This window comes from Streptomyces sp. NBC_01381, from assembly GCF_026340305.1.
In the GTDB taxonomy this organism is placed as follows: Bacteria; Actinomycetota; Actinomycetes; order Streptomycetales; family Streptomycetaceae; genus Streptomyces.
The window spans coordinates 476,891-488,430 of record NZ_JAPEPI010000004.1 but is presented as its reverse complement, the minus strand read 5'-3'; the positions used below and the strand labels follow the sequence as shown (position 1 = coordinate 488,430).

General features: G+C 71.4%; 10 protein-coding genes. 3 read left to right on the top strand and 7 right to left on the bottom strand.

The features are described from left to right. Positions 1-362 (top strand): zinc-binding dehydrogenase (locus tag OG453_RS43600; RefSeq protein ID WP_266874354.1); only part of this gene is annotated, 362 nt, incomplete at its 5' end. 129 nt (positions 363-491) lie between these two features. Here the strand turns inward: OG453_RS43600 and OG453_RS43595 are convergent. Beyond that, on the bottom strand, positions 492-1,136 hold the full coding sequence (locus tag OG453_RS43595) for a hemerythrin domain-containing protein (protein ID WP_266874353.1): 645 nt from the start codon (positions 1,134-1,136) through the stop codon (positions 492-494). Positions 1,137-1,205: 69 nt separating this feature from the next. Further along, the gene (locus tag OG453_RS43590) at positions 1,206-2,777 is read right to left on the bottom strand and encodes a DHA2 family efflux MFS transporter permease subunit (protein WP_266873289.1); all 1,572 of its coding nucleotides are present in this window, start codon (positions 2,775-2,777) and stop codon (positions 1,206-1,208) included. Between the two features lie 304 nt (positions 2,778-3,081). Here OG453_RS43590 and OG453_RS43585 point away from each other — a divergent pair, with 304 nt between their 5' ends. Beyond that, a complete protein-coding gene (locus OG453_RS43585; protein ID WP_266873290.1) occupies positions 3,082-4,032 on the top strand; it encodes an MBL fold metallo-hydrolase in 951 nt (316 codons plus the stop codon). 73 nt (positions 4,033-4,105) lie between these two features. On the opposite strand, the gene OG453_RS43580 is transcribed toward OG453_RS43585, so the two are convergent. The 4 genes from OG453_RS43580 to OG453_RS43565 all read right to left on the bottom strand — a co-directional run bounded on the left by OG453_RS43580 (position 4,106) and on the right by OG453_RS43565 (position 8,389). Further along, positions 4,106-5,047: an aromatase/cyclase gene (locus OG453_RS43580; protein WP_266873291.1), complete on the bottom strand. Its 942-nt coding sequence runs from the start codon at positions 5,045-5,047 to the stop codon at positions 4,106-4,108. 38 nt (positions 5,048-5,085) lie between these two features. Further along, on the bottom strand, positions 5,086-5,883 hold the full coding sequence (locus OG453_RS43575; RefSeq protein WP_266873292.1) for an SDR family NAD(P)-dependent oxidoreductase: 798 nt from the start codon (positions 5,881-5,883) through the stop codon (positions 5,086-5,088). A 1,166-nt stretch (positions 5,884-7,049) separates the two neighbouring features. Next, positions 7,050-7,460 carry a transposase gene (locus OG453_RS43570; RefSeq protein ID WP_266873293.1) on the bottom strand — a complete coding sequence of 137 codons (411 nt, stop codon included), beginning with the start codon at positions 7,458-7,460 and terminating at the stop codon, positions 7,050-7,052. A gap of 740 nt (positions 7,461-8,200) precedes the next feature. Then, positions 8,201-8,389: a hypothetical protein gene (locus OG453_RS43565; protein ID WP_266873294.1), complete on the bottom strand. Its 189-nt coding sequence runs from the start codon at positions 8,387-8,389 to the stop codon at positions 8,201-8,203. Between the two features lie 978 nt (positions 8,390-9,367). Between OG453_RS43565 and OG453_RS43560 the strand changes: the two genes are divergently transcribed. Beyond that, positions 9,368-10,648 carry a S9 family peptidase gene (locus tag OG453_RS43560; protein WP_266873295.1) on the top strand — a complete coding sequence of 427 codons (1,281 nt, stop codon included), beginning with the start codon at positions 9,368-9,370 and terminating at the stop codon, positions 10,646-10,648. A 228-nt stretch (positions 10,649-10,876) separates the two neighbouring features. Here the strand turns inward: OG453_RS43560 and OG453_RS43555 are convergent, their stop codons facing one another. Then, the gene (locus tag OG453_RS43555) at positions 10,877-11,467 is read right to left on the bottom strand and encodes a DUF6461 domain-containing protein (protein ID WP_266874352.1); all 591 of its coding nucleotides are present in this window, start codon (positions 11,465-11,467) and stop codon (positions 10,877-10,879) included. Between the last annotated feature and the right edge of the window lie 73 nt (positions 11,468-11,540).

Below are 11,540 nucleotides of genomic sequence, written 5' to 3'. Positions count from 1 at the left end.
GGGCGACGCAGCCGGTGCACGTCCTGGTGGACAGCGTCGGCGGCGACGTGTTCCGCAGCGCCTTCCAGCTCGTCGAGCCGCGCGGCGTCGTCGTCTGTTACGGCAACACCACACGCACCGACCTGTCCCTGCCCTTCGACTGGGGGCACGCCCGCCCCGGCGTCCGGATCCGCTATCTCCACCTGTTCGACGAGATGCCCCGCAGGCCCGTCGGGAACGACCTCGCCGTCCTGCTGCGGCTCGTCGCCCAGGGCGCGCTGGACCCGCACGTCACCCTCGTCGGCGACTGGAGGGACGCGGAGCCCGTCCTGCGCAGCGTCGGCGACCGGCAGGTCAACGGCAAGGCCGTGCTGGTGCTCTGAAATCCCGTCAGAAGGCGACCGCCCCGGACCGCATCGCGCGGTCCGGGGCGGTCGCCTTCTGAGGTGGCCCGGTGCCGGACGCACCGGGGGATTACGCGTCCGGCACCGGGGTCTTGGTGGCCGCCGCTATCAGGCGGCCCTGCCCTTCCAGGGTGAGTTGCGCTCGTACTTGGGGCGCCACACCGCGCGGTACACCAGGCGCAGCGGCGGCGGGACCTTGTCGAGCACGGTGCGCCGTTCGGCGTCCGGCACCCCGTCGAGCAGCCAGGGGAAGAACGTCGCGGCGCCCTTGATGCCGACCTGGCTGCGCTGCCGCGCCACGAAGGCGCCCCACTCGGCCGCCGTGAGCTCGCTCTCGATGAGCGGCAGGGCCTGGGCCTCCTCGTGGTCGAGGTGGTCGGTCAGACAGGCGATGACGTCGTCCATGAGTTCCGGCAGGGCCTTCTCGCCGCCCTCCTGCCCGAGCGCCGCGTCGATCTTCTCCACGGCCTTGTCCAGCTGGGCGTGTTCCAGCTCCATGGCCTGGAGCATCCTCAACTGCTCGTCCTGGCCGTCCAGTTTGGTGCGCAGGACGGGCCACAGCGAGTGGTCCTCGGCGAGGTGGTGGATCGTCAGGTAGTTCTTGAAGAGCTGCCATCCCCGGCGGAAGGCGGCGACGTCGTCGTACTGGGCCGCCGCAAGCAGCCGCAGATCCCGCCGGAAGGCGTGGTGGATCGCGTACATCATCGTCAGGTCGACGGCGGGTGCGCCGCCGGTCTGCGCTGGGGCGTTCACTGCGGACTCCTCAGGGTCGGGTACGGCGTGCGGGCCCGGGTCTGCGGGCCCGGCGGGCATCGGGGCGGCTCAGATCACGACGCCCATCTCGGCGTTCTCCGCGTCCTTGGAGGAGACCCGGATCACCAGGACGGCCAGGACGAACGCACCGAGCAGGACGAAGCCCGTCACCAGGAACGCCGTGCCGTATCCGTGCGCGAGCGAGTCGAAGACCGCCTTGCGGACCTGCGGCGGCATGTGCGCCGCGTCCGCGGGCCCGTAGCCCTCGGCCGCCTTGGCGGCGGCCGGGCCCATCAGCTCCGTGAGCCGGTCCTTGGTGGCGGTGACCGCGATCGTTCCCAGTGCGGCGAGCCCCAGCGCGGCGCCGACCTGCTGTCCGGCGTTGAGCAGGGCGGAGGAGACACCGGCCTGGGCCTTGCGCACCCCTGCCACCGCCGCGAGGGTCAGCGGCACGAAGCACAGGCCCACGCTGCAGCCGGAGAGGACCAGCGGGCCGAGCAGGTCGGCGCTGTAGCTGCCGTCCTCGCTGAGCCGGGAGAACCAGAAGAAGGCGACGGCCGCCAGGAGTGTCCCGGCGCCGAGCAGGATGCGCGGGCCGACGCGCCCCACCACCTGGCTGCTGATCGTCGCGAAGACGGCCGCACCCACGGCGAACGGCAGGAAGGAGAAGCCGGTCTTGAGCGGGCTGAAGCCGAGCACGATCTGCATGAAGAGGGTGAGGAAGTAGAAGAGGACGATCATGCCGGCGCCGAGCGCCAGCATGATCGCGTACGCCCCGGAGCGGTTGCGGTTGCGGAAGATGCTCAGCGGCATGAGCGGGGAGTTGCTGCGGACCTCGATGAAGATGAAGAGGACGAGCAGGGCGGCGCCGACGACGAGCGGGGTGAGCGTACCGGCGCTGCCCCAGTCCTCGGTGGCCGCGTGGATCAGCCCGTACACCACGAGCGACATGCCGACGGTGGAGGTGACGGCGCCCGGCAGGTCCAGGCGCCGCCCTTCGGTGGTGACGCGCTCGGCGGGGAACGCCTTGACGGCGGCCAGGAACAGCAGGATGCCGATGGGCACGTTGACGAACAGCACCCAGCGCCAGCTGAGCGCGTCGGTGAAGACGCCGCCCAGTACGTTGCCCAGCGCGCCGCCCGCGCCGCCCATGGCCGCGTAGATGCCCATGGCCTTGTTGCGCTCGCCGCCCTCGGAGAACGTGCTGGCGATCAGCGCGAGCGCGGCGGGGGCGACCAGCGCTCCGGCGATGCCCTGCACGGCCCTGGCGGCGATCAGCCAGCCCTGGTTGGTCGCCACGCCGCCCAGCAGCGAGGCCACCGTCAGCAGGGCGACGCCGAAGAGGAACGTACGGCGCTGGCCGTACATGTCAGCGATCCGTCCGCCGAGCAGCAGCAGTCCGCCGAAGGCGAGCGCGTAGGCGTTGACCACCCACTCCAGGTTGGTCGCGGAGAAGTCGAGGGCGCTCTGGATGGACGGCAGTGCCACGTTCACGATCGAGACGTCGAGGACGACCATCAGCTGGGCGACCGCGATGGCGGCCAGCGCAAGACCCTTGCGGGAACCGGCGCCTGCCGCCGCGCCGGCCTGTGGGGAAGCGGGCGGGGTCGCGTGAGCCTGCCCCAGGGATCGTTCGGACACCAGATCTCTCCTGCCGATGAGCTGTGGAAATGGGGGGATGCGGGGCCGGCCGTCACATGGATCCGCGGATCCCGGCCCATGGGCACCGGCCCACCGACGAGATACGGAACAACTTGCCCCACAACTGTGGAACAGTATGTCCCGCAGAGATCTCCGGTGCAAGGTGTGCCACACAGCGGAGCCGGCTCCTGCGCCGGTCCTCCTCTCCGCGGCCATCGCGCCACCTCCACCGCTCCAGCGGGACGGCAGATCGTGAGGACCGCACGCGCACTGCCCCACCCCTGCCCCGGGAAGGAATTCCCCGATGACCCAGCCATCGGCCACGCCCCGCCCCGGCGCCCCGCCCGCGCCGGCCCCGCCCCGTCTTCAGGAGCTCGCACCGGGCGTCCACGCCTACATCCAGCCGGACGGGGGCTGGTGCCTGAACAACGCCGGCGTGCTGATCGGCGACGACGCGGTGGCCGTGGTGGACACCGCCGCCACCGAGCGGCGGGCCCGCGCCCTGCGCGCGGCCATCGCCGCCCGCACCCCCCTGGAGGTGCGCACGATCGTCACCACCCACCACCACGGGGACCACCACTTCGGGAACTCGGTGCTCGCCCCGCACGCCACCGTGGTGTCCCACGAGGTCACCCGGACCGAGATGGCCCGGCGCGGCCTGGCGATGCGCGAGGTCTGGCCGGACACGCAGTGGGGCGACATCAGCCTCGCCCTGCCGACCCTCACCTTCCGCGAACGCACCACGCTCCATGTCGGCGACCTGACCGCCGAGTTGATGCACGTCGGCCCCGCGCACACCACCAGCGACATCGTGGCCTGGCTCCCCCGGCAGCGCATCCTGTTCGCCGGGGACGTCCTGCTGCCCGGCTGCACGCCCTTCGTCCTGATGGGCTCGCTGAGCGGCACCCTTAAGGCCATCGAGCGGCTGCGCGCCCTTGACCCGGCCGTCATCGTCGGCGGCCACGGTCCGGTCGCGGGCCCCGAGGTCCTCGACGCCACCCGGGACTACCTGCTGTGGGTACGCGACAGAGCCCGGGCCGGCCTGGCCGCCGGACTCTCCCCCCTGCAGACCGCGCGCGAGGCGGACCTGGGCCCCTACGCCGGGCTCCGCGACCCCGAGCGCCTGGTGGCCAACCTGCACCGCGCCTACGCCGAGGAGTCCTCGCCGGCGCGGGACACCGAGATCCGCTCGGCGCCGGTCTTCGGGGAGATGGCGCAGTACAACGGCGGCCGTCCGGTGGCATGCCACGCCTGAGGCAGGGGCGCAGACACACCCGAGCGGCCCCCCGTCCACGCCACCGGCGTGGACGGGGGGCCGCACTGCGCGGTCAGCGGGCGGGACTGCGCTCGGTGAACTCCTTGGCGTGGCGCAGCGTCGCCAGACTGTTGGTGCCCAGCGCGTCCCGGATGAAGGCCCGCGCGCCGGCCACGGTGGTCTCCGGACCCAGCAGGGTCACCGAGGACGGGTTGATGACGACGGTGTGGCGCGCCACGGCCGTCGTCACCCCCTCCGACTCCTCAAGGAGCCAGGCCCCCACATGCGCGGTGAGCAACGGCGGCACACGCAGCTGCTTGTAGACGATCCGGGAGGAGCCAAGACTCACCCGCACCGACTCGGTGGTGTGCCGCGAGCCGTCCCTGGCGATGGTGTCCATCTCCAGGACCTGGATGTCCTCCTGCGGCTCCGTCAGCTTCACCCGGGCCACATGCGGAAGCCGCTCCTGCCACTGCTCGCCCCGCCACAAAAACGCGTGCACCTCGGCGCTCGGCGCCTCGATGCGCACCCGGTCCTCGAAGGTGCACAGCAGTTCCCCCAGCTGCCCGGCCGACTCCGCGGTGGACTTCATCCGGCCCAGCTCGGCCTCGCTGTTGTGGTCCAGCGCACGGTTGATCCACTCGACGTTCTCGGGGGCGTCGTCCAGGGCCGTGAAGTCGTGCAGGAGCACGACCTCGCACCGGGCCTTGGACAGCGGGCGGATCTGCCACTGGCCCCCCATCGACGTCGCCGGAGCCGTGCTCCTCTCCTGCCGGAAACCGATCGTGAGCGCCTGCGGGTCGAGCCGGCGCCGCGACTGCCAGGACTTGACCTCGTCGTTGGCCGTGGCCCAGACCTGCAGGATCTCCTCACCCTCACCGAGCGGCGTCTGCTCCACGTGCACCGAGGGGGGAAAGACGCGCGGCCAGTCGGCGGCGTCCGCGATGATTGCATACACCGCCTGCGCCGGGGCGTCGATGGTGATCGTGTGCCGAGCGTGATGCGTCACTGCCATGGTGGATCCGGCTCTCCTTCGGTCGGACTGGGCGGGCATCAGTAGTTGCCCAGGCCGCCGCAGACGTTCATGGCCTGGGCGGTGATCGGAGCGGCGGCGGGAGAGGCCAGGTAGCCCACCAGCGCGGCCACTTCCTCCGGGGCGGTGTAGCGGCCCAGCGGGATCTTGGCCTCGAACCGCTTGAGCACCTCTTCCTCGGCGATCTCCCAGTGGCCCGCATATCCCTGCCGGACCGACCGGGCCATGGGGGTCTCCACATAGCCGGGGCACACCGCGTTGACGGTGATCCCGGTCTTGGCCAGTTCCAGCCCGAGCGACTTGGTGAAGCCGACCACCGCATGCTTGGAGGCGCTGTACGGCGCTCCGAGCACCACTCCCTGCTTGCCGCCCGTGGAGGCGATGTTGATGATCCGCCCAACAGACCTGGACCCCATCCCGCCCGCGTTGAGCACCTCACGGGTGACGCGGAAGACACTGGTCAGATTGGTCTCGACGACGTCGTTCCACAACTCGTCCGTGATCTGCGCGGTCACCCCGCCGCCACTGCGTCCCGCGTTGTTGACCAGGATGTCGATGGGCCCGAAGCGATCGACGGCCGCCGCCACGCAACGGGCGACGTCCTGGCCCGAGCGCACGTCGGCCTCGACGCCGTCGACGCTGATGCCGCACTCCGTCAGCTCCTTCACCACCGCCGCCACATCCTCGGCACTGCGCGACGTGATGAAGACCCTGACACCGGCCCTGCCCAGCGTCTCGGCCACCGCACGGCCGATGCCCCGCGTGGCCCCCGTGACCAACGCGACCCGAGACTCCCCGCTCTGCGGCTCCGCCGTCATGATGCTCCCTCCCGACCTGCCCGACACTGCCTGAACAGGTCCGAGCCTGGAGGGCGGCCCTGGAGGATGACTGAAGACCCAGGAGTGCGAACACGGGCCCGCCACAGACAACCGCCCGCGGCCACGAGCCCTGCCGCACCCCGAGTCCCGCCCGGCCCACCCCGCGGCAGAGCACGGCGAGACCCGCCGCCCCCGCACCGGGCTCCACCCCGTACAGGCACAACGCCAGCGAGGGTCTCACCACGGGCCCCCAACACAGCCCGCCCGCCCCAGACACCCCCCAGACACCCCCGGGCAGCACCTCACCACCCGGGGGTGTCACCTCACCACCCGGGGGTGTCACCAAGAACACCGCCCCCCGGACACCGGTCCCCTCCCGATGACGGGCGGCTCGAACCGGACCCGGCCCAGGACACCGCCCCGGCCCAGAGCGGCATCGAGGCACAGCGCGCCGGCCGACACCGCCCCCCGCGCGCGCACCGGCCACTGCCCGCCGCAATCCACCACCAGGCACTCGAACGCCTCCGCAGAGAACAACACCGAAGCGCCGGGCACAACGAAGCCATCGGCCCGGACACCCACACCATCCTCCTCACCACACCCCCAAGCCACACCACCCCGGCAACAGCACACCCGGGCACGGGGCCCGGCCACAGCCGAGCCGGGGCACGAAGGCGGGCAGGCAGCGTTCTCGCCACCGCCGACCGCCTCCGGCACACCCCGCTCCCCGGCATCCGCAGCACGCCCAGCATCCGCGGCAGGCCCCGGCGGCCCCGCGCGGACCGCGTCGCCCACGCCCCAGACACGGCGTGCGGCCCTCCCCCCCCCGGCCTTGCCCGCAACACTTCCGGCAACGCAGAGCGATTCACGTCATGGAGAGTGATTCACGTCATCGGGGGTGAGGGGGTTGCTGCCCGCCCATGCCTCCAGCATCAGACACGTCCGGCGTCACGGGCGCACCCCCCGCCCCTACAGGGAGTTGACGGCGCCTCAGCCCAACCCGCAGTCCCCGCCGCCCAGCCCGCGCGCGGCGGTCATCCTGCCGCCCGGCGTCCTGGCCGCCACCGCCGCGGCGGCCCTGACCGTCCCTGCCCAAGGCACCCCGGCCGGTCGACTCCTCACCGGGGCCGGCCCGTTCACCGCCGGCGTACTGCCCTTCAACACGATCACCGCCTGGCGTCGGCGCCCCGTTCGACGGCGGGGACGCCGGCGCAAGCCATGATGCTCTGCGCGTCGATCACCACCGCGGCCGGCTCCGCCAGGCGGCTCCCGCCCTCGCGCACCCGGCGCCGCATCAGGGCGTCGAGCCGCTCCAAGATGCCGCCCTTCTCCCCGCGGCCGAAGCAGTGCCACACCCCGTTCCAGTGCGGGCCAGTGTGCGGAAAGCAGCGCCAAGCAATCCCGGTGCGAACCACCCAGAGCACCGCATCCAGGAGGCCGCGCAGACCGCGGCGGGGCGGATGGCCGATGCCGAGGCCACGGCCGACCCTGCCCCCCCGCCAGCCCGTCAGGAGCGGCCCGGCCGGCACCCAGCGGGCGCCGGACAGGCCGCCAAGATGGCGACAGCGTGCGCCCATGCCTCCGCCACGGCGCCGGGCCCCGGGCGCCGGTCAGGGCGCAAGGACTGGACGGCCAGGGCATTGGCGAAGCGGGGTCGCCCCCCCCGGCCCGCCCGCAGGTGTTCACGCAGCGCCCGATGCATCGCCGCCAACGACACCAACGACACCAACCGCCCCAGCACAACAGCGCTTTGACCCCGGACCAGCCGGCGGTGCCACCGCGCGACATCCCCCAGCTGTTCGAGACGGGCCCACCACTCATCCGTGCACTCATCCGTCAACACGAACCCGCCGCGCCGCGCAACAGATTCGGCGCACCCCCACCGGCCGGCCACCGCCGGCCGGCACCACACCGTCCGCCGCGACACCCCCGCCACCCCAGCCGCAATCGCCACATGCACCAACGCCGGCCTCCCGGCCTCCCGGCCTCATCCAACCCCGGCAGCCCGGCCACCACCGCCTGCCGCCACAGCCCCCGGCCCTGAGACCCCGAGACCAGCACCACCACATCCCCGACAGGCGGTACCCCCTCAACCGCCGGCGGCCGCACCCGGCAGGCGCAAGGACGGCAATCCAGCAGTCACACCCACCAGCACACACCCACCACCCCGAACAGGGACAGCCCCCACACGTCACGCCCGCCCAGGCCCAGCATGCCCCCGCTTCGAAGCCCTCACGACGGCATGCCACCCCTCACACCACAAACCCGTCGCCCCGCCCGGACCTCTCGACCCGGGCGAGGCGACGGAAACAAACACTCAGGCGTGGTTGTCGTTCATGTCACCGACCGAAAAGTCCACAGCCCCCTGATTGTTGTCATCACCGATCGGCGCCAGCCTGCTCTGGCCGACCGCGGGAGTGCTGGGCGCCGCCGTGGCGGTGGCCGCCGAGCCCAGCAGCGCGAGCGCGGCCAGGCCGAGAGCGGTGACAGAAAGACGGATACGCATTTTGCCTCCAACTGAGAGTGCGGTTGATCTCATAAGCACGATTACCGGGCACACCGTTCGCCGCAACGAATAAAGATCCATTCGGGTGGCGGGACGCAGTGTCGACCCACAGTTCCTTGACATCAGACCCGCAGACCACCCGCGAGCCAGGGCGGCCGAGCCCCCCGGCAGCCGCCTTGAGCCAGGCACTCCCCGCGCGGACAAACCACCAACGACCCAGGCGACCCACAGCACCACTCTTCAACCTCTTGCATCCGCGCCGGTACCGACCTTGCCGCGCAGGCCCACGACGCCAGCCGCTCACCGCCCAGACAGCCACCGAGGACACGTCCGCAGCCGCCGACCCCACCCAAAACCACTGAACGCCGCCCGAGCACACCGGCGTGCACGACGAGACACATGCAGATCTCGTCGACAAGTGAGAAGACCGGCCTCACCCCGAAACCGCGCCACACAACCGCATTCACACGCCGACGCCCGGAAAGCCAAGCGGCCACGCCGGGAACAGCCCGTCCGGCCCCCACGGCTGCATCGACCACGGGACCGGCGCCACACGGACGGGGAACACAGAAACCACACAGTCACCCGCCCCACCAAGAGCCGGGACCGGGGCGCTTCTACACGGGGAGCGTGCGCCCATGGGCGCACGCTCCCCGTGGCACCCTCCAGGTCACCGAGGCGCCCACCGGAGCCGGAAGGTGATCACCGCCTCGAACTCCCGACCACAGCTCACGGCAGGTCAAGACGACCCTCCAAAGGAGCTGGGCCCATCACCGTCCTGCCGGCTCCGCCCTTCCCGGCACAAGAGCCCCACCCAACATCGAAGAGCAGAGGGCGGCCCCCATGCCCACCATCACAAGACGGCACCCGGGGTCTACCCCTCCCCCACGCCCGGGGGTGTGCACCAGTGCGTCCAGCGCCGCCCCCGATGGAGGCTGAACCCGCTTCGGATCAGCCAGAGTCGAGGGAGAACGCACCGTGCCTGTCACTCGAACCCCGCACCGCCACCGCCGAGTCACCACAGCCGCCGTCGCCGCCACGATCCTCGCCGGCGCGGGCGTCGTCAGCACCGGCGCTGCATCAGGGACGTCCGCCGCGCCCTCCCCCAACGCCGCCACCCAGCGCGGCACCCTGCTCTCCGCCGAGTCGCTCTACACCCTCACCTCGGCCAAGGACTCCGCAGCCGAGCTCACCGCCTGCGGGTACGACCCCGGCGCCGCCCGCCACGGCGTGGACGCCTACCGACTCCTCTACCGCACCATCGACACGAAGGGCCAACCCACCACCGCCAGCGGGCTGTTCACCGTCCCGCGCGGGGTCCAAGGACATCTGCGGACCGTCTCGTTCGCCCACGGCACCGGCGTCCACCGCATCGACGCGCCCTCGATGCAGCGGAAGGTGTTCCTGACCGGCCCCTCCATCACCTACGCCTCCGCAGGCTTCGCCACCGTCGCACCCGACTACCTCGCCATGGGCACAGGCCCGGCCAAGCACCCCTGGATGGACGTGCCGTCCCAAGCCACAGCCTCCCTCGACCTGCTCCGCGCCGCCCGCCAGTTCGCCCCGACCACCGGACGCGCCCTTAACCGTGACGTCCTGGCCACCGGCTTCTCCCAAGGCGCATCGGCTGCGCTCGGGCTCGCCAGGGCCCTCCAGGCGGGCGAGGACCGGCACTTCAGGCCCGGCGCCCTCGCCCCCATCAGCGGGGCCTACGACTTCGGGGGTGCCCAGATCCCGGCGCTGCTCGCGGGCGACAGCGAGCTGGAGCCGAGATGGCGCGTGGTGTACGCCGCATACACCCTGGTCGCCTTCGACCGCGTCCACGATGTGTACGACAACCCGGGCAAGGTGTTCCGCGACCCTGCCGTGGAGGAACTGTTCGACGGCATGCACACCGGCCCGCAGATGATCAACGCGCTGCCCCGCACGCCGGACGAACTACTGACGCCATACGGGCGCGATCTGCTGACCCGGCCCAAGAGCGGCCTCACGGCCGGGCTGCGGACCACCGACAGCGTATGCAAACACTGGAAGCCCACGGCACCCATTCGGCTCTACAGGGCACAAGGCGACGAACAGGCGACCGTCCAGAACACCGCCAACTGCGCCGCAGCCTTCCAGGAAAGAGAAATCGGAGTGCCGGTCATCGACCTCGGCACCGCCGACCACCAGAAGTCACAACACCTCGGCTCAAACGTGAAGGCAACAGCAAAGGTCGTGCGCTGGTTCAGCACACTCCCCACGCGCAGCAACCCATGACCCGCCCCCACCCCGACCACCAGAGCCCAGCCCCTCTGGACGCTCGCCCCGACCTGCCGTGAGCTACGGTCAGGAGTTCGAGACAGCCATCACCTCCCGGCCCCGGTAAGCACCACCGCGACCTGCAAGACGCCACGCGGAACATACCCCCATCGGCGCACCCTCCCCGTGCACAAGCGCCCCGGCCCCGGCATTGTCACGTACCCGCCGAGATAATTTAGGACCGAACTAGAAGGCAGTTCGGGCGAGGCCGCCGGTCCAGGGGCCCTCGAAGTCGGCTGCGGTGAGGGTGATGCCGGTCAGGACGCGTACGGCAAGGACGAGGCACCCTTCGGGCTCCTCGGTGCCGGCTTCGCCGGTGGGTTCACAGCCATCGGAGGCGTCGAAGCCGGCCGCGGTGAGGGAGCCGACGACGGGGTGGGTGGTGTCTACGCTGCCGGAGGGGCCGTCGAAGTAGCCGCCGGACAGTTCGAGGCGGCCGAGGACGGCGCCGTCGTGGGCGATGGTGGCCGTCTTCGTGTCGGGGTCGCGGTAGGCGCTGATGGCGGTGTGGCCGTCGGCGGCGAGAGTGCGCAGGACATCGTCATCGAAGCCGATCCAGCTTCCGAATTCGATGGTGAGGGTCCAGCCGCCAGGCATTTCGCGGCCGAGGATGAAGGCGCCTTCACCCAGGTGCTCTTGGAGGAAGTGTGCGGCTTGGTTCAGGCCCTCGGGGCAGGGGACAGGGTTGGCGACGTCCATGAGGTGGAGGGCTTCGGTGAGTGGGTGGGGGGCGAGGGTTACGCACCAGCCTTCGCCGAACTTCTCGTCCAAGTCCACGGTGTGGGGCCTTCTTGTCGGTCCAAGGCCATGGTGTCCAGATGGCTGAGCCCAAAGGGTAGGTGGCGCACAT